The organism is Chitinimonas viridis, from assembly GCF_030409555.1.
GTDB classification, from domain to species: domain Bacteria; phylum Pseudomonadota; class Gammaproteobacteria; order Burkholderiales; family Chitinimonadaceae; genus Chitinimonas; species Chitinimonas viridis.
The window spans coordinates 182160-205567 of sequence record NZ_JAUFPU010000004.1; the positions used below are offsets into that span (position 1 = coordinate 182160).

Sequence of the window (23408 nt, forward strand, 5' to 3'; positions counted from 1 at the left end):
ACCGCAAGCGCCGTAACAACAGCTAGTTTTTCCCCTCTCGGTGTTGCACCGACGCTAAGCGCCTGTTCAAAGGGCTAACCTGCGCCATCCACCAGCGGCAAACGCAACTCAGCCAGCGCGCCCTCCTCCTGCTCCAGCAGCACCAGGCCAGCACGCTCGCCAAAGCCCAGTTGCAGGCGCTCCCGGATATTGGCCAACCCTACACCGCCTTCAAGCATGGGCGGCAAGCCAACACCGGTATCACGCACCTGCAGACAGAGTTGCCCTCCCTCCATGCTGGCACTCACCGTAATGCTGCCGCCCCTTAGCGCAGGCTCGATGCCATGTTTGATCGCGTTTTCCACCAGGGTCAGCAGCATCATGCTGGGTATGGTCTGGCTTGCCAGGTCAGGCGGCAGTGCCAATGTGTAGCGCAAGCGGCTACCAAGCCTGGCCTGCATGATGCGCAGATAGGCCTCCACCAGGGTAAAGTCCTGGCCCAGCGTCACCATGCCATTGCGCAACTGCGCCAGGCTGCTGCGCAGAAACTGGATCAGGCTGGCTGTCAGGTTGGCAGCACGGGGAGCGCCATCCTCCGCCAGCTGTTGCACTGCCCCCAGGGTATTGAACAAGAAGTGAGGCTCTATCTGCGCCTGCAGCAGCCTCAGTTGCGCCTCGCTCAGCTGCCTTGCCATTCGCTCTGCATGGGCTTCGGCTGTCAGCCTACTGCGTAGCTCTTCCATCTCCTTGTTGCGCCAATGAGCAAAAGCCACCGTCAGCATGGCTCCCACGCACATACCCAGCCCTACGGCCAGCATGGCCATATTGCCCAGCAGTCGCGTCACCAGCATCTCGCCCAAGGCTTGCAAAGGCGAGCCTGTGGTACGTAAAAACACTCCCGCAGCACCAAACAGAATCATCAAGGCAAGCGGTAGCAGCACCACCCAAGCCACCAGCTTGAGAAAACCACCCAAACGACCCAGGTATTTGCCGTAGCCATACCAGACATCCAGCACGGACCAGAAGACCGCCAGCAACAGGGTTATCGCCACCAGACTGAAAGAGCCGGGTAGTGGCTGGCGAGCAATCTCAATGCTGATATGCCGCGTTCCGTCGTGCAGGCTTTGCACTACCACCCTACTGTCAAACACGCAGAAGAGATAGGCCGTCGCCAGAATCAAGACAGACAGTACGCCACCTATCAACCAGGCCTTCGGGGATCTGACCAAGCCGTCCACTTCGTCCAGCTGTTGCTGGCTAAGTTGAGACTGCGAACCGATCAGCCAGGCATTGAATCGATCACCCTGCTGAAAGGCGCGTGCCAGCAAGCCATGCGCCGTCGGCAGGGTTTCGGCAGTGGCTGCCTGGGTTTCAAAGGTGCGGGTGTTCTCAAGCATGCCGGTTTGCCCTGGGGGAGTCATGGCAGATTAATGCGGCTAACTGCCAGCGCCCAGTACAAGGAGACAAACGACGAGATTGGCGGCATCAACAACGAACTAGTCTTCCGGTTCGTCCAGCGCCGACTGCAGGATATCGGGCAGCATCGCCTCGCTGACATGATGGAACATCTCACCGGCCACCACCTTCATGTTTGGCCCCAACTCGCACAGCCCCAGGCAGGGAAAGCGATGCACCTTCACCTGCGCCTGCCTGTCCGCGATCAATTGCTCCAGCGCACAAGCCAGGGCATCACTGCCCCGGCCGCCACAGGAGGGTTTATCGGTATAGCGATGCTTGATACAGACCATGATGGTTTTCATGGGCCGATTGTAGGTCCATCCCGTACCGTGGTGGTCATCTCAAACCCTGCCAGAGTCCAATGGCAACCGTAAACGTGCCAAAAATCCCTGCGGCTCGTTTTCCTCAAGCTCCAGCCGTGCCGCGCTGCCATAACGGAGTTTCAGTCGGGTACGGATATTGTCCAGCCCCACGCCGGTACCCGGTAAGTCACTGACGCCTCGGCCAGTATCGGCAACGGTCAGCAGCATGCTGCCACCGTCCAGGCAAGCGGTTACCACCACCTCGCCACCGGGCGCATAGGGTTCCAGGCCATGCTTGAGCGCATTCTCCACCAGGGTCAGCAGCATCATGCTGGGCACTGCTTGATTGCCTAGCTCAGCAGGCAGTTCTACCCGGTAGCGCAAACGGTCGCCCATGCGGGCCTGCATGACTGCCAGGTAGGACTCAATCAGGGCAAAGTCATCCTTGAGCGTGGTGTGCTCGGCCCGCAGCGTTGCCATGCTGCCGCGCAAAAAGCGAATCAAGTCTGCAGCCAGAGCGGCCGCTTCGGGGGCCTTGCCTTCCGCCCGGTGCTGCAGCGCCCCCAGGGTATTGAAGAGAAAGTGTGGCTCTATCTGCGCCTGCAGCAACTTGAGTTCGGCCTCGGCCTTCTCGGCCTGATGGCGTAGTTCATTGGTTTCGACTGCGTACTCCATGTTGCGCATAGACGAAACCAGGGCAACCACCGATACAAACAGCAAAAGCAGCAGCAAGGAAGCGCCGCCCGAGGCAACCAGCACGACACCTAGCTGCGAAAAATCCCGTTTACCATCAACCAGCAGCAACATGGCCCAGAGCAAGACGGTAACCAGCACCATAACCAGCAACATGATGCCGGCGAAATACCATAGCCTGCCCGCGTACTTGCGGTAGCCCACCCACAGATCCAGCACCAACCAGCCTGCCAACACGCCCACCACCAAGCCCGCGGCACCTACATAAAGAGAGGGTGAATGCCAGGTAGCGGCGACCTGGAATCGGGTCACATCTATTCCGGACAGCAGAACAGCAACAATGCTGAAACCCACTAGCCATACGCCGATCAGCAAGCGTCCGCGGCCCGTGGTGAACAGTTTGTCCAACCTGTCGACATCACGTTGCTGGATGTGCTGTTCGGATTTGTACCACCATGCGCTGTAGCGCTCACTGGCAAGAAAAAGGCGCCCGAAGCGGGTGGCAGCGCGAGGGCCTGCATCGTTTCCGCCAACCCCTGGCTGCTTGGCCCATACCGGTTTGACCAGGGTGAAAAAGCACACCAGAACGGCAAACTTGATACCCAGCACCAGCAGCTCCAGCACTCCTGGCGGCAAGCCCATCGCAACAAAGACTCGCTTGGCCAGTAGGCCCAGCACTGCCTGCAGCACCACCATCACAACGACCAGGGCGATCATGCGGGGTCGCGTCGCCACCACATACTGTCTCAGCATCAGGAAGGGATTCATGCCAATACCCCTTCTGCCTGGTTGACCATGGGTAGCGTGATGCGCGCCACAAAGCCTTGCGGCTGATTTTCTTCGAGTTCAAGGCAGGCGGCGCTGCCATAGCGCAATTTCAGGCGGGTGCGGATATTGTCCAGGCCCACCCCTGTGCCGGGGATATCGCTGACGCCAGCACCTGTGTCCACGACACACAGCGTCAGCTTCGTGCCGTCGCTGCAGGCTTGCACCAAAACCTCACCGCCGTCTGGGCATGGCTCGATACCATGCTTGATCGCGTTTTCCGCCAGTGTCAGCAGCATCATGCTGGGCAAGGTCTGCCCAGTCAGGCTGGATGGCAGGTCCAGCCGGTAGCGCAAGCGCGCGCCCAGCCGCGCTTGCATCACGCCCAGGTAAGCCTCCACCAGGCCAAACTCCTCCTGCAGTGTGGTTTGCTCGGCCCGCAGGGTCTGCATGCTGCCACGCAGAAAGCGCACCAGATCGGCCGCTAGTGCTGCCGCCTCTGGCGCCTTGCCTTCAGCCCGCTGCTGCAAGGCCCCCAGGGTGTTGAACAGGAAATGCGGTTCTATCTGTGCCTGCAGCAGTTTCAGCTGCGCCTCCGCCAGCTCGCGCCCTGTCCGCTCGCGCAAGGCTTCGGCCTCCCACTTGCTGATCAGCAGTTGGTCGTCTCGGTTGCGGAGCCGCGCCGATGCGGATAGGCCAATTACCCCAGCCGCCGCCAGCAATAGCAGAGAGTAGGCTGTGTGTACCGGCAACTTGTGCTTCTCGTTGCGAACTTCCGCTTGCTTAGCGATCCCATTGACCGGGTCTTTCGCCAACACCTTCCCAGTGAAAGCGCTGACAACGCCCGCGCTGAACGTGGCCATGAAAATCAGCACCACAAACAGCACGATGCTGAACAGGTGACGCCACCCTTCGAAGCGCCGATAGGCCAGCCAGGCACCGTATGCCACCGCCATCCATACAGCAAGCAGAAGGGTGGTAAAGAACCAGTAACCGTTTCTGTGCCGCCTGATCCAGGCATGCTCCGCCACACCCAGGTCTTCACCAGGCATGTTCATCACGACATCTGCCGCCAGCAAGAACGATGAAATCAGATGCGCACCACCCAGCAGCACACCCAGCCAGCCTACCGCCCTGGCCACGAAGGACCAGCGGCGACGCCACCGATGGTCGTGCGGTAATCCACTCCAGGCCGGGAACAGCAGGCGGGTCCATAGCAGCCACGCCACCACCGCTATAGCCAGGCTGATACCAAGGCTGATGCCGGAATTAGTGTCAAACCAGATCTCCCACCGTTGCGGCAATGTCCGTATCAGCAAATCGGTCAGCAGCAGGATCGCCAAGCCATAACCCAGCCACATCATGCCGGGTGCCCTCGCTGGTACGGGCCTGACTGAACTGCCTGATACAAGTGCCATGGTATTGGGCATCGTCGTGCTCCCCCTCTCGTCTTGTTGGTAGCGTAACCCTATTGCTGATACGGCTGGGGCGCATCCCATAGGCGACCAAGTACGGAATCGGGCGGACCAGTGACGATAAGCATTGCCCCAGTCATCGCACCGTAAAGAGACTTCCGGAAGCCTCGACTGCCAGGCAAGACAAGGCGCGAATAAAAACGATGAGGTGGCATAGGTGAATTAGACAAGACGAATATTTTTGCGTGTAGCGCAGTATTGCGACGACAGCCAGGCTGCTAGAGCTTCACCTAATGCAAAAGGCGCATTGCTCCAAGGAAGCAATGCGCCTTTGCGCAGCAACTGCAGTATAAAACCGGCTACCCGTATCAGGTAGCCCTTACACCGTCTGAGTCCGCGGCAAGACCACGCATGCAACAAAACCCTGCGGTTCGTCCTCGATCAGCCACATCTTCAGATAGAACCTCTTCTGTGTTCAAGCTACCGATGCCTCCCGTCCCGCCCATCGCTCTACCTGTCTGAGCATCACATGGCTGAGCGAGCACTCCCGCCCGGCCACGCTGCGCAACCAGGCCGCATCGTTGTCCATGCGTAGTACCTGCCCCAACAATTCGCTGATGGCGGCTTCGCTGTGCAGGTCGGCTGCTACAGGCATCAGCCTAGTCAGGGTGTCGATCAGATCTTCGTGCAAGGCACGCTGGCTACGTGTGGCCACATCGATGAACTGGGCAGAGAGCCCAAAGCGGCATGCCTGAAAGCGGTTGTAGCTGTAGGCCATCCCCAGGTCTGGATGTGGCGCGCGGCGGGTTTCCTGCCGCAACCAAGCCACCAGCGCCTGGGCAAAGGCGGCCAGGCGCGCAGCTTGGCGGGGCGCAAGCGGCGTATCACAGACCCTGACCTCTATGGTGCCGTAGTTGGGCTTGGGCCTGATGTCCCAGTAAAAGTCCTTCATGCTCTGCACCACGCCATACTCGACCATGCGGGTGAAGTAGTCACAGAACTCTCGCCAGCTGTAAACCGGCGGCATGGTGCCGGAGAGTGGAAAGGCATTGACCGCCGACAACCTGGCACTGTCAAAGGCAGTATCCACGCCCTGGTAGTAAGGCGAGCTGGCTGACAGGGCAATGAAGTGGGGCACATAGCGTGAGACCAGGCGGGTCATCCGGACGGCCTCATCACCATCACGACAGGCGATATGGATGTGCTGGCCAAACACGGTGAACTGTTTGGCCAGATAGCCATACATTTCCGATAGCGCGAGGTAGCGCTCCTTGGGATAGATGCGCTGTTCGTGCCAGCGCTGGAAAGGGTGGGTACCGCCACCTGCCAGCGCCAGGTGCAGTCTATCCCCGGCCGCCACCATATGGTCGCGCAGCGTCTCCAGCTCGGCCACCAGCGAGGTGTAATCATGATGCACCGAGGAATTGAGCTCTATCATGCCCTCGGTAATCTCCGGCACGACATTGCCGGGATGATCCTGCCGGGCCAGTTGGGCCAGCAGATCGGTAGCGCCCCGCGTAAGGTTGTAATCGTGCCGCGAGAGTATCTGTAGCTCCAGTTCCACCCCCATGGTCAACGCCTCGCTGCCTTGAAAGCTCAGCATTTCGTCCAGTTCATGATTTGACATGATGGCGCCCCTCCTCGGCTATCTCGCCCGCCTGCTTCAATGCCCAACGGGTGGAAATCGGCCCCAGCAACTCCATGACCATCAAGGCCGCCACAGCAATGCCGGCGGCCTGCGGGTCCAGCTCTGGCAGCGTTGTGACCGACGCATGTACCGTGAGCAGGCCCAGGCTGGACATAGGAATCAGCACAACGCCCAAGCAGCCACCCTGGGCATGCCGCAAACCGCATAACGGTGCGAGCAGATACGGTATGGCCACCCTTGCCAGCGTACGCACCAGCAGGAACAGCAACGTCCATAGCGCCACGCCTTGCCAGGCCGAGGGATTGAGGCTGGCACCCAGTTGCACGAAAAGCACGCAGACAAACAGGCTGCGCAATGGGTCGAGCTGCATGCCCAGCACCGCCTCGCCCGACTTGATATGGCGGCACCCAAAGCCCAGTGCCAGCACAGCCAATAACGGTGAAAACGCCAACGCCTTGGCCGCACCAACTACCGCCACGACAGCTCCGAACAGAAACAAGGTAGGTAGCACATCGTGTGGGCCATGCGCCCGCAGCCAGTGCAGAAAACGGCTGGTCAACCAGGCTGCCAGCATACCCAGTGCCAGGCCGCCCAACAGTTCACGCATGGGCCCGATCAGCGTCTGTTGCCAGCCACCTGTCTGGGCCAGATGGGCAAGGGCAACCAGTAGCACCGCAGCCACCAGGGCCAGCATGTTATTGGCGGCAGCAAATACCTGCGCCCAATCGCTGACACGGCCTTCAGCACGTGATTCGCGTAATACCGGCAGCAGTATCAAGGGAGAGGTAGTGATGGCGATGATCGCCAGTAGTCCGGCCGCCAGGGGCTGTAGTCCCATGCCCCAGAGCAGCAGATAGACGGCAAAGAATACCGCCAGACTTTCCAGCAGGATCAGCATGACCAGACGGGGCTCGCCCCTGAGCCAGCGCCAGTCCAGATGTCGCCCCAGTTCGAACAACAAGATACCGATGGCGATATCCGAGAACAGGCTCAATTGAGTCAGGTTCTCGCCATCCAGCACCCCCAGCACATAAGGGCCCATCAACAGGCCCGTCAGCAGGTAGCCGGTAATCGCTGGCAGATGCGACAGCAGGCGATGCAGCCACTCCGACAACAGAATGGCCGATATCAGGCAAAGTCCGATCACCACCAGCCGGTTGTCCTGCAATAGCAGGACGGTCTGGGCAAACAGGGTGTAGTCCATGGCTATCCTCCCCCGATTGGACGCTTGCCATGCCCGTTACCAGCAAGTGTCATTCAGTGCCACCAACCGGTCTCCGCTTCGCTTTACCGGTGCGGCCTGGCATGCAGGCCCTACCCAAGCGAGGCTGGTCGGCGACATCCGCTGCGACTGTCCTGCGACTGCAGACACATCGCGCATCGTGGTTCAGCTTGTTGTATCGGCTCTAAGAGACCGCTTCCCTGGCGACGTACTGCCAGGCTGCGGGGTGCTTCGCCAGCCTGCCTGGGTACGCTAACAAGGTAGTCAGCCAGGCGGCGGCACAAGTTCCCGGCAATTTTGACCAAGATCAAACCTATCGCCCGATTACGCAGCTTCTGCTTGAAAACAGCGCAGACTTACCCCAACTAGGAAGCATTGAACAACGGGAGCCATCACCATGCGCTACGACAAGCTGACCACCAAATTCCAGCAAGCCCTGGCCGACGCCCAGAGCCTGGCCCTTGCCAACGACAATGGCTATATCGAACCCCAGCACACCCTGCTGGCCCTGCTTTACGACGCCGAATCGGGAGCGGGCTCCTTGCTGGCGCGTGCGGGTGTCAACATCAACCCCCTGCGCACCGGGTTGGAAGGTGCGATCAAGCGCCTGCCACAGGTAAGTGGCACGGGCGGCGAGATCACGGTTTCCAAAGAGTTGGCCAATCTGCTGAACCTGACAGACAAGGCCGCGACCAAGCGTGGCGACCAGTTCATTTCTTCCGATCTGTTCCTGTTGGCACTGGCCGAGGACAAAGGCGAAACCGGCCGCCTGCTCAAGGACAACGGCGGCAAGAAGGAGGCCATCACCGCCGCGGTGGATGCCGTGCGTGGTGGTGAGGCCGTCAACAGTGCCGATGCCGAGCAAAAGCGCGAGGCGCTCAGCAAATACACCCTGGATCTGACCGAGCGAGCCCGCCAGGGCAAGCTGGACCCGGTGATAGGCCGTGATGATGAAATACGCCGCGCCATCCAGGTACTGCAACGCCGAACCAAGAACAACCCGGTGCTGATAGGCGAACCCGGGGTGGGCAAGACCGCCATCGTCGAAGGTCTGGCCCAGCGCATCATCAATGGCGAGGTACCTGAATCGCTCAAGCACAAGAAGCTGCTGGTACTCGATCTGGCCTCCTTGCTGGCGGGCGCCAAATACCGGGGTGAATTCGAAGAGCGCCTCAAGGCCGTGCTCAATGAGCTGGCCAAGGACGAAGGCAATACCATCATCTTCATCGACGAGATCCACACCCTCGTCGGCGCAGGCAAGGCAGAAGGCGCCATGGATGCTGGCAATATGCTCAAGCCCGCCCTGGCCCGTGGCGAACTACATTGCCTGGGCGCCACCACCCTCGACGAATACCGCAAATACATCGAGAAGGATGCCGCACTGGAACGGCGCTTCCAGAAGGTGCTGGTGGACGAACCCAGCGTGGAAGCCACCATCGCCATCCTGCGTGGCCTGCAGGAGAAATACGAGATACACCACGGCGTGGAGATTACCGACCCGGCCATCGTGGCCGCTGCCGAGCTGTCGCATCGCTATATCACCGACCGCTTCCTGCCAGACAAGGCTATAGACCTGATCGACGAGGCTGCCTCGCGTATCAAGATGGAGATCGACTCCAAACCCGAAGTCATGGACAAGCTGGAGCGGCGCACCATACAGCTCAAGATTGAGCGCGAAGCCATCCGCCGCGAGAAGGACGAAGCCTCCATTCGCCGTCTGGGCCTGATTGAAGAAGAAATTGGCCGGTTAGAGAAGGAATACTCCGACCTGGAAGAAATATGGAAGGTCGAGAAAGCGGCGGTACTGGGCTCCCAGGCCATACGCGAAGAAATCGAACAACTCAAGCAGCAGATGGAGGAAGCGCGGCGGCGTGGCGACTGGCAGAAGATGAGCGAGCTGCAGTATGGCAAGCTACCCGAGCTGGAGGCCAAGCTGCATGTCGCCGAGGCTGCCGAGAGCGGCACCACCCAGAACAAGCTGCTGCGCACCCAGGTAGGTGCCGAGGAGATCGCCGAGGTAGTCAGCCGCGCCACCGGCATACCGGTGAGCAAGATGATGTCGGGCGAACGCGACAAGCTGCTCAAGATGGAAGAGGCCCTACACCAGCGCCTGGTAGGCCAGAACGAAGCCGTCACCCTGGTGGCAGACGCCATCCGCCGCTCCCGCTCCGGCCTGGCCGACCCCAACAAGCCCTATGGCAGCTTCCTGTTCCTGGGCCCGACCGGCGTGGGCAAGACCGAGTTGTGCAAGGCCTTGGCCAGCTTCCTGTTCGATACCGAGGAACACATCATCCGGGTGGACATGAGCGAGTTCATGGAGAAGCACTCGGTCAGCCGTTTGATTGGCGCCCCACCCGGCTATGTAGGCTATGAAGAAGGCGGCTACCTGACTGAAGCCGTGCGACGCAAGCCCTATAGCGTCATCCTGCTGGACGAGGTGGAAAAAGCCCATCCTGATGTGTTCAATGTGCTGCTGCAGGTGCTGGACGATGGTCGCCTGACCGATGGCCAGGGCCGTACCGTGGATTTCAAGAACACCGTGATCGTGATGACCAGCAACCTGGGCTCGCAGCATATCCAGGCCATGGCCACCGACGACTACCAGTTGGTCAAGCTGGCCGTGATGGGCGAGGTCAAGGGCCATTTCCGTCCCGAGTTCCTCAACCGCATAGACGAAGTCGTGGTATTCCACGCGCTGGGCGAGGATCAGATCGCCGGTATCGCCCGCATCCAGCTGCAGCGCCTACAAGCAAGGCTGGCTGCCATGGACATGGGCCTGACTGTCACCGACGCGGCACTACGCCACATCGCCACTGCAGGTTTCGATCCGGTCTATGGCGCACGCCCCTTGAAGCGCGCCATCCAGAGCGAAATCGAGAACCCATTGGCCAAGGCCATACTGGGCGGCGCCTTCAGCGCCAAGCAAACAGTGGTGGTGGACTATGTAGACGGTGACTTGCGCTTCAGCCAGGCGGTCTAGACCGCGTTTACCGGCGCCTCGCAGGCAAATCCGCTGCGAGGCGCCGGTAGGCCAGCCCTTTCAAAAGCGCCAAACAAGGCCATCTACCAGGGAGCACCGGCCAACGAAAAGGGCAGGCTCGCCGCCATGCCCGTCCACCGCTTGAAAGACCGGCGAAAATTACGGGCATCGTGGAAGCCAAAATATTGTGCCAGTTCCTCCTGGCCATAGCCGTGGTACTGCATCAGGCGCAGTGATTCATGCGTCCGCACCAGGTCCAGCAAGGCCTGGAAGTGCGTGCCATGCTTGGCCAGGTGGCGCTTGAGGGTCGCCGGGCTGGTGGCCAGCAGGGTGGCAGCCTCTTCCAGTGTCGGTGGATTGCCTATCTGGGCATGCAGGCGGTCGTACAGTACCTGCACCAGGCTGTATTGTGGCCTGCCCTGCCTGAGCAGTTGCTGCTTCAGCATGGCATAAGCCGCAGGATTGCTACGGGGCCAAGGCTGGTGCAGCCACTGGCTATCCAGCACCATGGCATCCAGCTGGCAACCAAACTGCAGGTGGCTACCGAGGTGCACCTGATGCTGCGCCAAATTGCGTGGTGGCGTGCGATTGAAGCAGTAGCGCCAGGGCAATGGCTCGTCGGCCAGCCAGCGGCACAGGGCGCTCACGGCCGTCATGTGCAGCTCGACCAGAAACGGCATCAAGGCAGCCACTCCCACACTATCGGTCCAGTACAGCAGCAGTTCCCCACCTTCCACCTGTAACCTGGGCCCCAGCAGCGGACATAGCTGATCCTGATGGGTTATCAGCAAGGACAAGGCCTCAGCCAGATTTGGCGCTTGCAACAAAGCCAGGCTGATAGTGCCATAGTGACCAGGCAGCCATTGCTGCCCCAGTTCGAACGCCACATCGCGTTGCCCATCCTGTTTGGCCAGATTGGCCAGCATGGCCAATAGCTGCGCGGGGCTGACCGCTGCCCTCCCCTCGCTCAAGGCCAACGCGTCCAAGCCTGTACCGCGCAGCAGCATATCGCTTGCCATATCGCGCCGTGCCGCCAGCGACGATAGCAGGGCTGGCTGATGCATGGCAGGCAGCAGCGGTGTATCCCGGCTATAGCAATCGGCCAGCATAGGCTCAGGATGCCTGCGCCTGGAGCGGCATGGCGGGTTCCAGCTCCGCATTCAGCGCGGCCAGTTGCGTAACCACATCGCCTGCCATCACGGCGCTGACCACTCTGGCACCTAGATGTAGCCGGATGCCTTGCTGCCGGGTATGCCAGGCCAGTTGGCCCACCACGCTGCGCAGGTGGCTGGCGATGCGGCCGGCGGTGGCATGATCTGTCCCTGGCAGCAGGATAGCAAAACGGTCGCCAGCATAGCGGCACAGCAGGTCGTCGTTACCCAGGTTCAGCAACAACAAGTGGCTGATGGCCTGGAGCAGGCGATCTCCTTCACCATGCCCATAGGCCCGATTGATCGCGTGGAACCGGTCTATATCCAGCAATATCACCGAGCAAGGCGCTTGTGGGCGCGCTGCCCGCTCCAGCGCCACCTGCTGCTGCAGGTACTCGGCATTGGCCAGTTGGGTGATACGATCAAATACCCGATGATCGCGAAACAGCCGCTCGCGCTTGAGTAGCTGCTCATTCAGGGAAAACTGCTCCTGGCGCCAGAAGTACAACCCTACCGTCAGCGTCAGCATGCCCAGGGGACCAAGCGCCGATTCCAGCCAGTTGTCCCAGTTCGCACCCGCTTGCAGGCGAAAGAACTCGTCCAGGCAATCCGCCATTCCACCCAGCGCCACCCCTGCCAAACCCAGCCCCAGCAAGGCCGTTACCCTGCCCCGTGGTCTGCTGCTCAATATCTGCAGCAGCCAGATCGTGGCCATCAACGCAGTACCGCCTTCACCCACGACATCCATCCACTGCCAGTCAGCCCTTGGTTTGAGTTCGCCCAGGCCTTGGTAGAGCAACAGTAGGCCCAGCAAGGCCAGCCCAAACACAAGCAGCGGAACACGATAGAGATGCAGCATGGTGGTACACCGTCGTTGCCAAGATGACCGCCAGATTACGTCTCGCGCATGTCAGCACCATTGCAAACCCCTTGGGGGGCAATTCAGCTCATCTACCGGCACTGGCACCCCGATTTCCGCGCAGCCCCCTTACCCACACTGGGTTTTACCCTGGGCATTCCGGCTCATCGCAACGGCCATTGATGCTGTCCAAGCCCCTTCCAACGTCCCGCTGGGGACAACGTCACGAAAACGCAATCTACCCACCCTAGCTTGCCTCCCCGAAGCGCGGCCTGCCAACCAGGCAAGCCGCCGTCATCGCTCAGGGAGAAGCAATGAAGTCGCACCTCACACCGTGCCGTACCGTCATGGCCATCTGCATCGCAAGCCTGATGCAAGGTACGCATGCCGCCGACGAAGCACCGGTAACAACCATTACGGTAACCGGCCAGGCCGCCCGCATCCGGAATGCACTGGATGTACAGCAAGCAGATGACAGCATTGTCAGCGTGGTGCACGCCGATGCCATCGGCGCCCTGCCAGACACAAATGCCGCCGAAGCATTGCAGCGCGTACCCGGTGTCTCGGTAGAACGCGACCAGGGCGAGGGCCGATATATCCGGGTTCGCGGCCTGGGGCCTGATCTCAACAGCGTCACCATCAATGGCGGGCTGATTCCCTCACCCGAGAGTGATCGTCGTGCCGTGATGCTGGATGTCATACCCAGCGCCCTCATACGCTCACTGGAGGTCAAGAAAACCCTTACCCCCGATCAGGATGCCAACTCCATCGGCGGCACGGTGGAGGTCAAGACCGTCTCGGCATTCGATTACCCTGGCCGATTCAGCTCATTCGAGGCAGAAGCCAGCCATGACCAGCATACCGGCCAGACCAGCCCCAAGATCGCCACCACCTTTGCCGACCGTTACCTGGACGGAAAACTGGGCCTGGCTGCAGGTTTAAGCCTGGAGAAACGCAAGTTCGGCTCCGCCAATATCGAAACCGGCGGCAACTGGGACTTTGACGACGACAAGGTGCTGCTGGAAGAGTTTGAGAACCGCAACTACCTGATCACGCGCGAGCGACTGGGAATGGCTTTCAATCTGGACTACAAGGCAGTTGCCGGCCAGCGCTACTATGCCCGTACCCTGCTGAGCCGCTATAGCGACACCGAAGAGCGGCAGGCGCATGTCATCGAGTTTGATGAGGCGCAGGATGCTGGCGAGCTGGGTGAGGCTGAATCCACCCGTGAACTGAAGTCACGCAAGGAAACCCAGAAGATACTGTCGCTGACGCTGGGTACCGAGCAGCAGCTTGGGCCATGGCAGCTCAAGCTTGCCGGGGGTATCAGCCGTGCCAGCGAGACCACCCCCGACCACATAGCCGGTGCCGCATTCGAGGGTAGCGACAGCTTTGCCGATGTCGGCTTCCACAATGGTGAGCAACCTACCCTGGTGGGGCCTGCCAGCCTGTACGACGCCCAGGCCTATGGCCTCAAGGAGGTTGAGCTGGCACATACCCAGTTCAAGGACAGGGAACGCCACCTCCGCCTTGATCTTGCACGCAACCTGCAGGTGGGTCAGGCCGACATCAGGCTCAAGTTCGGTGGCAAGGCCAGCCATCGCGAAAAAACCGGCGACGAAGACATCTGGTTGTTCGAGGATCTCGACGATGCCGGCCAGAACGAAAGCCAGCTTCAGCTGAGCCACTACAGTGACGGTGCAGCAGACTGGAAACTGGGCCGTTTTGGTCCACGTATTGATGCCAGCAAGATAGATAGCCTGCTGGGTAAGCTGGACCGCACTGCCTATGCCGATGAAGAAGGCTCCCGCGTGAATGACTTCAGCCTGACGGAAAGGATTCGCGCCGCCTATCTGCAAGCCCAGTTCGAAACCGGAGACTGGCGCTGGCTGGCGGGGGTGCGCTATGAAGGCACCCGGCTCAAGGCTGATGGCACCGGACTGGAAAATGGCAGCTTCATCGCCAGCCACACAGCGCGCAAATACCACCACTGGCTGCCTGCGCTGCACGCCCGCCATGATCTGGATCGACACACCAGTTTGCGGATGGCGCTGACGCATTCCGTGGTGCGCCCCACCTTCGGTCAGATGGCGCCCGGCTTTGTCATCGATGGCGATGAAGCCAGCTTTGGCAACCCCGACCTCAAGCCGCTGGAATCCCGCAACCTGGACCTCGGTCTGGAACAGCGCCTGGTCACAGCCGGCACCCTGTCGGCCTATGTATTCCACAAGCGCATGGACAACTTCATCTACGGCACCGACCTGGCCGGTACCGGCCGCTGGACAGACTTTGACGAGGCGAGCAGCTTTGCCAATGGCGGCAGGGCCAGCGTCCGTGGCGTGGAACTGAACTACGTACAGTCATTCGCCCAGGGCTGGCTGCTGTCAGCCAATGCCACCTTTTCCGACTCCATCGCCAGCATCAGCCGTTACGATGCAGACTTGGGCCGGATGGTGGCGCGTGATGTTCCCCTGCCCAGCCAGTCAGACCGCACGGCAAACCTGACGCTGGGCTACGAAAGCGGCCCCGTCAGCCTGCGCCTGGCCACCAATTACAAGTCGGCCTATCTGCTGGAGGTCAGCGATGTACTGGACGCCCGCCGCGATCTCTATGTAGCAAGCCAGACCCAGTACGACTTCTCAGCCAGCTACAAGCTGGGCAAGGCCATGATGCTGAGCTTCGAGGCTTTGAACCTGGGCAATGAGCCCTACTACGCCTACATGGGCCAGCGCCGCCACAATGCCCAGTTCGAGACCTATGGCCGCACCTACAAGCTCGGCCTGAAGTACACGCTCAATTGATCCGTAGACGCGAGAACAAACCGATGAAAAAAACTATCGTTACGGTACTTTATCTGGCCAGCTTGATCGCTTCGGCCCAACCCACCGGCCTGCCCGCCGCCGTACACCCGGCAGAACAACTGGCCGCACTGGATGGCGGCTTTTGGCTGGCCCGCGAGCAGCATCAATTGCGGCAGCTGGACGGGCAAGGCCAGGAAACTGGCCGGCTGGCCATCAAATCCACGCAACTGGATGCACGCGGCCATATCGCGGCCGTGGTCGACTACGGCAGCCAGCAAGTACAGCTGCTTGATGCCAGGCCCGGCCAGTTGCAAAGGCTAGCGACTTTGCCAGCTACGCGTTTCAGCGTGGAAGCACTCTGCCTCTATCGTGACCCGCAAGCCCTGCTACACGCGTTTTTGATCGGCGAGGAAGGCCAGGGGGAACAATGGCTGCTCTCGGCGAGCCCAGCCCGCAAGGTACGCAACCTGTCACTGCCACCGGGCGTGGTCCACTGCCAGGTCGATGATGCCAGCCGCCAGCTATTGCTGGTGGAAGAGGATTTTGGTGTCTGGGCCTACCCAGCCGATGCCGAGCGCCCATTCCAGCGCCAGGCGGTACTGCTGAAACAGCCTTATGGCAAGCTCAAGGGCGGCGCCAGCCAGGTGGTGGCACTGCCCGGCGGGGTGGCAGTACTCGATCAGGCTGGCTTGGCGTTGCACTTGGTGCGTTACGTTGATCAAGCCTGGCAATACCTCCGCCGCCTGCCGCAGGCGCATGAGCGTGATGGCATAGCCAGCCTGGCGCAGGGCATCCTGGTACGCGATGCCCGCACAGCCCAGTGGCAGCTTAGCCGTTGGCCAACCAAAGCCCCCACCAAGCCAGACACACTACCCATCGTCCTGCCGCTGGCGCAGACAGACCCAGTAGCCAAGCTCGGTGACGCCGCCGACGACCCCGCTATCTGGATCAATCCGTCCAACCGTGCCGACAGCCGTGTGCTGGGCACCAATAAGAAGCAAGGATTGTTGGTCTACGATCTGCAGGGCAAGGAAAAACAGCTGTTGGCGGTAGGCCGCCTCAATAATGTGGACATACGCCAGCAGGTCAAACTCGGCACGCAGACGCTGGATCTCGCGGTAGCCACCCACCGCGATGATCTGGCCTTGGTGGTGTTCAACATCGGCAGCAATGGCGTGGTCAGCGAACTGGGGCGCATACCTACCGGGCAGCAGGACATCTACGGTGTCTGCCTCTACCAGCCCAAAGGTGGCGGACTGGAAGCGTTTGTCAACGACAAGGATGGCCGCTTCCTGCACTACCGCCTGGCCATGCAGGACGGCAAGCTGCAAGGCCATCTGCTACGTGAGTTCCGCACCGGTAGCCAGCCTGAGGGTTGTGTCGCTCATGATGCCGAGGGCGTGCTGTTTTTCGGTGAAGAGGACAAGGGCGTCTGGACTACCTCGGCGCGTGCCGACGCCCCCAGCCAGGCGCGCCTGATCTTGCCGGTAGGCCAGCGTTTGCAGGCCGATGTGGAAGGTATGGCCTTGTACTACGGGCCCCGCCATACCTACCTGCTGGTCTCCAGCCAGGGCAATGACAGCTATGTGGTGCTGGATGCGCAGGCGCCCTATCGCTACCGTGGTGCTTTCCGGGTCGGCATCAATCTGGATCGTGGCATTGATGCCGCATCCGAAACCGACGGCCTGGATGTCACCTCGGCCAATCTGGGGACGGGCTGGCAGGAGGGCATGCTGGTAGTGCAGGATGGTCACAAGCGCCTGCCTGATGGCCCGCAGAACTTCAAATATGTGCCGTGGTCTGGCATAGCCGAGGCATTGAAGCTGGATTGAGCGTACCTCGAGATAGAGGCTGGCCTTGCTCAGGCCAGCCTGCCTGGAGCGAGGGATTCCACCCACGCCCTCAGCGCGGCGTATCCAGCAACGCCGGGGTATCCGCCGACAACAACAGGCTACCCCCCACCTTCGCCCCCAGGTGGCGCGCCAGTATGCGCTGTATGGTGCCATCTTGGCGCATGGTCTTGAGAGCAGCTGCCACATTGGCAGCCTGTTCCGCATTGAAGTTCTTGCGCGACAACAGCAGGCAGACCGGGTAAACCGGTTCATCGGGCGCCCAATCCACCACCATCACCTGTTCATCCAGATAACGCTGGCCCAGCATGGCCTGATAGGTTGGCGGCGTCGAGATGATCGCGCCGACACGGCCCAGCCTGAATACCCGGTAAAGGCTATCCAGATCGGGCTCCTCCACCACTTTGCCACGAGCCCGGAACGACAGCAGCAGGTTGTCGTAGGCAGCACCATAGACGCCACCGCGTACCACACCGATGCGTAGGCGATCATCGGCCAGCGCATCCTGCATCTTCGCGGGAAAGCCCTGGTCGCGCCTGAACAGGATATGGTTCTTGCCACGCAGATAGGGCAAAAGCCAAGCGTAGCGGCCCCGCTCAGGGGTGCAGACCTTTTGCCCATTGATATCCACGCCACCACTCTCCACCTGCTTCAGCACCCGGGTAAGCGGCATCTGCATCTGTATGGTGGAGCACCCCACGCGACGGGCCAGTTCATTGATCAGATCATAATCCACCCCCCGTACAGAACCCGGGCGGGCAGGCTGGTCTCCTTCCGCATCCAGCCAGAACAGCGTGTAACCCAATCGCCAGGGGCGGGCACAATCCGTCGTGCCGGCCGCCATAGCTGGCGTAGCAGTCAATATCCACAAGGCCAGAATATTCAATATACCGGCCATGCAAGGCAAGCAGTAGCGCATGGCTCCCCCCGTCTAGCTCACGGTGGGCTCAGACGGCCCTTCCACTTCCAGGCTCAGGCCCAATTCGGCGCAAACGGTATCAGGATCGCGCGTCGCAAATACCAAGGTCTGGCGCATATAACCCTGCCGCAAGTTGACCCCGATGGATTTGGTGATTTTGTCAAATCGCGCGGTATAGCCTTGATCGTCGGTATCGTTGTCATCTAGCAAGGTACCGGGTTTCTGATAGATCTTGCCGAACGACACGCGGCTGCAGGCCTCCACCGTATCAGCCTTCTTCACGATGGCCGGCAAATCCAGCTCCGCCACCTGCAGTGCCAGCACGGCCTGCCCATCCAGCTTGCGCCCCTTGCAGGACACAGTCAGATAGGGCTCCTTCTTTTTGAAACCAAACATGATGTCCGCCTTTAATTCGATACCGCACATATAGGGTGTGCTTATATTTCTAGTGTACGCCACGCTCGCTGCTATGGCGTAGGTCGTCCCCAAAGCAAGATTACAAAAAAGTTCCAAGGTCACCTTGCAATCCTGCAGTACGCCACGGATAAAGAACCACACGCCCGCAATATAAGGGTGTCGGCTGCCTGGAGTACGGCATATCGAAACATTGCCGTCCCTGGCCACCGGTAGACAGCCAAAGCATTGTTTTCGAGAGGAGCGAGCTTGTTCCGTCCTGCGGTTTTCCTGGTTGCGCTCGTATTGAGCGGCATATTGCTGGCCTTGTCCGCTCCTGCATGGTTGATCCCGCTGCCAGCACTGGCAGCCCTGGCTGTGGCGCTCTGGCGACCAGCCCCATCGGGCTATGGCAGCCAGGCACTGCCCACACATGATGTGCCGCAGCCACCGGTTGCAGATACACGCCTGAACCAATCACTGGACGCCCTGCTACGGCAACAAAGCCGTGCCGCCAGTGACGAAGTAAGCCGGGTGCAAAGCCTGCTGAATGACGCTATTTCCAGCCTTACCCGCAGCTTTACCGTCATTGCCGTCTCAGCCCGCCAGCAGCAGGATATCGCCCAAGGCAGTTTGGGTAGCGGCGCCGAGGCGCTGATCAACGAGACGGGCGATACGCTGAGTACCGTGGGCAAGGTAATGGCCGAGAACAGCGCTACTGCCGCCCATCTGACGCAGGAAATGATCGCCATGAGCAGCCGAGTCAATCAGATGATCGAGCAATTGGCCGGTTTGGACGATATCGCCAAGAAGATACATTTCCTCTCGCTCAACGCCAGCATAGAGGCTGCCCGCGCAGGCGAAGCAGGCCGCGGCTTCGCCGTGGTAGCAGAGGAAGTCCACAAGCTGTCGCAACATACCCGTGATTTCAGTACCCGCATCCGTGACCATATGGGCGGTGTGCGCTCCAGCATCGTCAGCATGGAATCCGCCGCGGGCGAGCTGGCCAGTCGCCAGGGCGCAGAAACCGAACGGGTACGCCATAACGTCGACAACACCCTGGTCGACCTGAAAAAACTGCACGACAACCAGGACCAAGCGCTCGGCTCACTGCACGACATTGCCCGCACCACCGAGGGTGGCATTGCCGATGCCACCATGGCACTGCAGTTCCAGGACATGGTGAACCAGTTGCTGGGCCATGCGCGTCGGCGGCTGGACGGTCTGTTGGTGGCGGCCGACGCAGCAGCAGAGTGCCGCAAGGCCTTGCAAGCTGGCGGCGGCAGCGATGCATTGGCGCGCTGCCAGGACAAACTGGATGAAACCGCGGCCAACCTGGCCCACAACCCGGTAGCACAAAGCAATATCAGCCAAGGCGGCGTAGACCTGTTCTGAGTATCGGGATTTTCAGATGCTCATGGCTGAAGAAGCGCATATCAACCACGTACCGCTGGTGTGCTAGTAGAGCTACCCCACCCGGTATTCGAGGAGCGAGCAGCAAATCATGAAGACCATATTGACTGTTGATGACTCCCCTTCCATCCGCCAGATGGTGAGCTTTACCCTCAAGAATGCTGGCTATGAGGTGATTGAAGCAGGCGACGGCAATGTCGGCCTCAACCAGGCCAAGTCCAATCCCTGCAACCTCATCATCACCGACCAGAACATGCCTGGCATGGACGGCCTCAGCATGATCAAGGCCCTGCGCAGCCTGCCCTCCTACAAGACCACGCCCATCCTGATGCTCACCACCGAATCCAGCGACGCCATGAAACAGGCCGGCCGCGCTGCGGGTGCCACCGGCTGGATAGTCAAACCGTTCAATCCACAAACCATGGTCGATGTGGTTCGCAAGTTGATTGGGTAACCGAGATAGATCGTCACAAGCGAGCCGCAACCTGGCCCGAAAATACCACTAGGGCAAAGCACCCACAGTGTAGGACCACACGAAAACAGCCCTGTTTTGAGCGGCTAACAAAAACCAGCCTAGCGTTTCTGGCTAGGCGTGCGAGCGATGGCGCGCGCAGCTGGCAGTACGTAGGTACGGCAAGCTCGCACAACAACGCCAGAAGGTTTTGTTAGCAGCTCTTAAGGGCGAAGCACAGCAGGAGCTGCCAGCAAGACCCAGCGTTGCGGGATTGGTCAAACTCTCACAGCAACGCCATGAAGGGGTTTGCAGGTGTCTCCCGGCAGATAGCCTGGCAGCCTGAGCTGCCGGCCTTGGGGAGCAAGGATGGAAGTCGATCTCAGCAAGTTCTTTGGCGCCTTCTTTGAAGAAGCCGAAGAACACCTGGCCAGTTTTGAGTCGCTGCTATTGGGGTTGGACCTGAACGCACCCGATAGCGAAGACCTCAACGCCATTTTCCGCGCAGCGCATTCTATCAAGGGCGGTGCGGGCACCTTTGGTTTCAATGACCTGGCTGCGCTCACCCACATCCTGGAGAACCTGCTGGATAGGGTACGCAAAGGCAGCATGGCCATCACGCCCGAGATGGTGGATATCTTTCTGCGAACCGGGGATGTACTCGCCAATATGGTGGCAGTACACCGCGATGGCGCCACGCCAGACCTGGCGGGCATCGCCACGGTGCAAAGCGCGCTGGAAGCGCTGGAGCACGCTGCCGGCGAAATACCGCCAGACGCCCCCGAGGCGCATGTCTACGTCGCCACACTCGCACCATCGCCAACAGATTGGCGCCTGAACCTGCGGTTGGACCCTGCGGCAGATACGGCAGCCCTGCTCGCTTCTCTAGCCAATCTGGGCGCCATCACCGAACTCGCCCGCCAGCATGAAGGCGAACTCCTGCTGCTGCAGCTTGCCATACAGAGCCTGGATTCCGGCGAAGATCTGCGCGAATCACTGGCGTTTGTCCTGCCATCTGACCGGTTTGAATTACAGAGCCACCACCCTGAACCCACACCGCCTGCCGCAGGGAGCGTCGCTACGCCCCCCTCCAGCACAGCCAGCGAAGGCACGGACTTCGGCTTCTTTGAAGATAGCCCTGCCCAAGCCACCGAAGCATTCGGCTTTTTCGAGCCGCTACCGGCACAGACAGATGCTGGCGCCAGCGCGGGTGATACCGATTACGGCTTCTTTGAACCCTTGCCCAGCATCGCCCCCGATGCCCCAGCTGGCCGTGAAGGGGTCGATTACGGCTATCTCGATGCCCAGGCCGTCAAGCAGGCAGAAGCCGCGCGGCAGGCCGAGCAAGCCGAAGCCCAGGCTGCAGCAGCAAAGGCCGCTGAGGCGAGCAAATTGGCAGAGGCCGCCCAGCATAACCGCCGTGCTGGCGACAAGGGCGAAGCCGCCACCATACGGGTGGATGTGACCAAGGTGGATCAGTTGCTCAACTTCGTGGGCGAACTGGTCATTACCCAGTCGATGCTGGCGCAGAGTGCCTCAGGCCTGGACCCCTTGCTGCATACCCGCCTGCTGGCTGGTATAGACCAGCTTCAACGCAATACCCGAGAGCTGCAGGAATCGGTCATGTCCATCCGCATGATACCGATGTCCACGGTGTTCAGCCGTTTTCCCCGCGTGGTGCGCGATCTGGCGGCCAAGCTGGGTAAAAAGGTAGAGCTGCGGCTGGTGGGCGAGCAGACCGAACTCGATAAAGGCTTTGTCGAAAAGCTGGTGGACCCGCTCACCCACCTGGTGCGCAACAGCCTGGACCATGGCATCGAGTCTACCGAGACCCGCGTGGCCCGTGGCAAGCCAGAGACCGGCATGCTTACTCTGGCCGCCTTCCAGCAAGGTGGCAATGTGGTGATCGAGGTTCGTGATGATGGCGCCGGCCTGAACCGTGAACGCATCCTGGCCAAGGCCCGCGAAAACGGCTTGCCCCTGGCCGATGGCATGACGGATCAGGATGTCTGGATGCTGATCTTCGAGGCAGGCTTCTCCACCGCCGCCGAGGTCACCGATGTATCAGGCCGTGGCGTAGGCATGGACGTGGTACGCAAGAACATCCAGTCCATGGGCGGCAGCGTCGAGATTGAATCCATGTCCGGCTTCGGCTCCACCATGCGGATACGGCTGCCGCTGACCCTGGCCATTCTGGACGGCATGCTGGTGGGCAGTGGCGGTGAAACCTACATCCTGCCGCTCAATGCCATACGCCAGTCGCTGCAGCCGGTGGCCGAGCAATGCCGCACCGTCAACGGCCGCGGCCGGGTGGTACAGGTACGCAACGACTACCTGCCGCTGATTGCCCTGCACGAGGTGGTGGGCTGTACGCCCAAATCCAGCCAGCCTACCGAGGGCATCGTCATGTTGATCGAATCGGGCAATCAGCAAATGGCACTGTGGGTAGATGAACTACTGGGGCAGCAGCAGGTGGTGGTCAAGAATCTGGAAGCCAACTACCGCAGGGTTCAGGGCATGTCGGGCGCCACCATTCTGGGGGATGGCCGGGTGGCGTTGATCGTGGACGTCAGCGCACTGGCGCGTAAGGCATAACAGCGACGCAGGAAGGAACAGGCATGGAACACAACAGCAACAGCCGTGAGCACCTGGTTTTCACCCTGGGGGAAGAGGAATACGCCATCGATATCCTCAAGGTGCAGGAGATACGCGGCTTTGAGCCCCCCACCCGGATCGCGAACGCCCCCCCTTTCATCCTGGGGGTGATCAACCTGCGTGGCGCCATCGTACCGATCACCGACCTGCGGGTGAAGTTCGCCATCGGCGAACCCAGCTATGGCGAGTTTACCGTGGTCATCATCCTCAACCTGGCGGGCCGGGTAGTAGGTGCTGTGGTGGATGGGGTCTCGGATGTGATTGCCCTGACCGACAACATCGTACAGGCCACCCCGGATTTTGGTGCGGCGGTAGACACCGCCTACATCGTGGGGCTGGCCCCCATGGATGAGCACATGCTGATTCTGGTCGACATCGAAAAATTGATGACCGGGCGTGAAATGGAATTGGTAGCGGATGCAGCAGCCAGCGCGGCTTAAGCAAGAAATCGTTA

The 23408-nt window shown here is 60.5% G+C and carries 17 protein-coding genes; 7 read left to right on the top strand and 10 right to left on the bottom strand.

The genetic code is table 11. The features are described 5' to 3' along the window. Positions 1-74: 74 nt before the first annotated feature. The 6 genes from QWZ03_RS04955 to QWZ03_RS04980 all read right to left on the bottom strand — a co-directional run bounded on the left by QWZ03_RS04955 (position 75) and on the right by QWZ03_RS04980 (position 7464). A complete protein-coding gene (locus tag QWZ03_RS04955; protein WP_290331724.1) occupies positions 75-1376 on the bottom strand; it encodes a sensor histidine kinase in 1302 nt (433 codons plus the stop codon). Positions 1377-1475: 99 nt separating this feature from the next. Next, complete coding sequence (locus QWZ03_RS04960; RefSeq protein WP_290331725.1) at positions 1476-1739, bottom strand: (2Fe-2S) ferredoxin domain-containing protein; 264 nt, start codon at positions 1737-1739, stop codon at positions 1476-1478. Positions 1740-1778: 39 nt separating this feature from the next. Further along, positions 1779-3200 carry a sensor histidine kinase gene (locus tag QWZ03_RS04965; RefSeq protein ID WP_290331726.1) on the bottom strand — a complete coding sequence of 474 codons (1422 nt, stop codon included), beginning with the start codon at positions 3198-3200 and terminating at the stop codon, positions 1779-1781. Further along, positions 3197-4561, bottom strand: a complete 1365-nt coding sequence (locus tag QWZ03_RS04970; protein ID WP_290331727.1) for a histidine kinase — start codon at positions 4559-4561, stop codon at positions 3197-3199. Before QWZ03_RS04970 ends, QWZ03_RS04965 begins: the two co-directional genes overlap by 4 nt. A gap of 526 nt (positions 4562-5087) precedes the next feature. Beyond that, a complete protein-coding gene (locus QWZ03_RS04975; RefSeq protein WP_290331728.1) occupies positions 5088-6239 on the bottom strand; it encodes a YbdK family carboxylate-amine ligase in 1152 nt (383 codons plus the stop codon). Beyond that, a complete protein-coding gene (locus QWZ03_RS04980) occupies positions 6226-7464 on the bottom strand; it encodes a cation:proton antiporter (protein WP_290331729.1) in 1239 nt (412 codons plus the stop codon). Before QWZ03_RS04980 ends, QWZ03_RS04975 begins: the two co-directional genes overlap by 14 nt. 415 nt (positions 7465-7879) lie before the next feature. Here QWZ03_RS04980 and clpB point away from each other — a divergent pair, with 415 nt between their 5' ends. Then, entirely contained in the window at positions 7880-10462 is a 2583-nt protein-coding gene (clpB, locus tag QWZ03_RS04985) for an ATP-dependent chaperone ClpB (protein WP_290331730.1), read from the top strand. An 83-nt stretch (positions 10463-10545) separates the two neighbouring features. Here clpB and QWZ03_RS04990 read toward each other — a convergent pair whose 3' ends face one another. After that, complete coding sequence (locus tag QWZ03_RS04990) at positions 10546-11571, bottom strand: AraC family transcriptional regulator (RefSeq protein ID WP_290331731.1); 1026 nt, start codon at positions 11569-11571, stop codon at positions 10546-10548. A 4-nt stretch (positions 11572-11575) separates the two neighbouring features. After that, positions 11576-12472, bottom strand: coding sequence for a GGDEF domain-containing protein (locus QWZ03_RS04995; protein ID WP_290331732.1), 897 nt, complete (start codon positions 12470-12472; stop codon positions 11576-11578). Positions 12473-12786: 314 nt separating this feature from the next. On the opposite strand from QWZ03_RS04995, the gene QWZ03_RS05000 reads away from it, so the two are divergent. Next, positions 12787-15273 (top strand): TonB-dependent receptor, encoded by a 2487-nt coding sequence (locus QWZ03_RS05000; protein ID WP_290331733.1) that lies wholly within the window; start codon positions 12787-12789, stop codon positions 15271-15273. A 23-nt stretch (positions 15274-15296) separates the two neighbouring features. Further along, positions 15297-17105, top strand: a complete 1809-nt coding sequence (locus QWZ03_RS05005; protein ID WP_290331734.1) for a phytase — start codon at positions 15297-15299, stop codon at positions 17103-17105. Between the two features lie 70 nt (positions 17106-17175). On the opposite strand, the gene QWZ03_RS05010 is transcribed toward QWZ03_RS05005, so the two are convergent. Together QWZ03_RS05010 and QWZ03_RS05015 are read right to left on the bottom strand one after the other, a co-directional pair. Beyond that, positions 17176-18021 carry a substrate-binding periplasmic protein gene (locus QWZ03_RS05010; protein ID WP_290331735.1) on the bottom strand — a complete coding sequence of 282 codons (846 nt, stop codon included), beginning with the start codon at positions 18019-18021 and terminating at the stop codon, positions 17176-17178. Positions 18022-18054: 33 nt separating this feature from the next. Next, positions 18055-18438, bottom strand: a complete 384-nt coding sequence (locus QWZ03_RS05015) for a hypothetical protein (protein ID WP_290331736.1) — start codon at positions 18436-18438, stop codon at positions 18055-18057. 267 nt (positions 18439-18705) lie between these two features. On the opposite strand from QWZ03_RS05015, the gene QWZ03_RS05020 reads away from it, so the two are divergent. The 4 genes from QWZ03_RS05020 (at position 18706) to QWZ03_RS05035 (ending at position 23394) form a co-directional block, all read left to right on the top strand. Beyond that, entirely contained in the window at positions 18706-19830 is a 1125-nt protein-coding gene (locus QWZ03_RS05020; RefSeq protein ID WP_290331737.1) for a methyl-accepting chemotaxis protein, read from the top strand. Positions 19831-19939: 109 nt separating this feature from the next. Beyond that, the gene (locus QWZ03_RS05025; protein WP_284197494.1) at positions 19940-20302 is read left to right on the top strand and encodes a response regulator; all 363 of its coding nucleotides are present in this window, start codon (positions 19940-19942) and stop codon (positions 20300-20302) included. Positions 20303-20668: 366 nt separating this feature from the next. Beyond that, positions 20669-22894: a chemotaxis protein CheW gene (locus QWZ03_RS05030; protein ID WP_290331738.1), complete on the top strand. Its 2226-nt coding sequence runs from the start codon at positions 20669-20671 to the stop codon at positions 22892-22894. A gap of 23 nt (positions 22895-22917) precedes the next feature. Then, positions 22918-23394, top strand: coding sequence for a chemotaxis protein CheW (locus QWZ03_RS05035; RefSeq protein WP_290331739.1), 477 nt, complete (start codon positions 22918-22920; stop codon positions 23392-23394). Positions 23395-23408: the final 14 nt, after the last annotated feature.

Excerpts from the sequence above, each read along its gene's own strand:
- QWZ03_RS05005 (WP_290331734.1), top strand. The coding sequence starts at position 15,297 with ATGAAAAAAACTATCGTTACGGTACTTTATCTGGCCAGCTTGATCGCT.
- QWZ03_RS04980 (WP_290331729.1), bottom strand. The coding sequence starts at position 7,464 with ATGGACTACACCCTGTTTGCCCAGACCGTCCTGCTATTGCAGGACAAC.
- QWZ03_RS04990 (WP_290331731.1), bottom strand. The coding sequence starts at position 11,571 with ATGCTGGCCGATTGCTATAGCCGGGATACACCGCTGCTGCCTGCCATG.
- QWZ03_RS05010 (WP_290331735.1), bottom strand. The coding sequence starts at position 18,021 with ATGGCCGGTATATTGAATATTCTGGCCTTGTGGATATTGACTGCTACG.
- QWZ03_RS04960 (WP_290331725.1), bottom strand. The coding sequence starts at position 1,739 with ATGAAAACCATCATGGTCTGTATCAAGCATCGCTATACCGATAAACCC.
- clpB (WP_290331730.1), top strand. The coding sequence starts at position 7,880 with ATGCGCTACGACAAGCTGACCACCAAATTCCAGCAAGCCCTGGCCGAC.
- QWZ03_RS04975 (WP_290331728.1), bottom strand. The coding sequence starts at position 6,239 with ATGTCAAATCATGAACTGGACGAAATGCTGAGCTTTCAAGGCAGCGAG.
- QWZ03_RS05025 (WP_284197494.1), top strand. The coding sequence starts at position 19,940 with ATGAAGACCATATTGACTGTTGATGACTCCCCTTCCATCCGCCAGATG.
- QWZ03_RS05015 (WP_290331736.1), bottom strand. The coding sequence starts at position 18,438 with ATGTTTGGTTTCAAAAAGAAGGAGCCCTATCTGACTGTGTCCTGCAAG.
- QWZ03_RS04995 (WP_290331732.1), bottom strand. The coding sequence starts at position 12,472 with ATGCTGCATCTCTATCGTGTTCCGCTGCTTGTGTTTGGGCTGGCCTTG.
- QWZ03_RS04965 (WP_290331726.1), bottom strand. The coding sequence starts at position 3,200 with ATGAATCCCTTCCTGATGCTGAGACAGTATGTGGTGGCGACGCGACCC.
- QWZ03_RS04970 (WP_290331727.1), bottom strand. The coding sequence starts at position 4,561 with ATGATGTGGCTGGGTTATGGCTTGGCGATCCTGCTGCTGACCGATTTG.
- QWZ03_RS05030 (WP_290331738.1), top strand. The coding sequence starts at position 20,669 with ATGGAAGTCGATCTCAGCAAGTTCTTTGGCGCCTTCTTTGAAGAAGCC.
- QWZ03_RS04955 (WP_290331724.1), bottom strand. The coding sequence starts at position 1,376 with ATGCTTGAGAACACCCGCACCTTTGAAACCCAGGCAGCCACTGCCGAA.
- QWZ03_RS05035 (WP_290331739.1), top strand. The coding sequence starts at position 22,918 with ATGGAACACAACAGCAACAGCCGTGAGCACCTGGTTTTCACCCTGGGG.
- QWZ03_RS05000 (WP_290331733.1), top strand. The coding sequence starts at position 12,787 with ATGAAGTCGCACCTCACACCGTGCCGTACCGTCATGGCCATCTGCATC.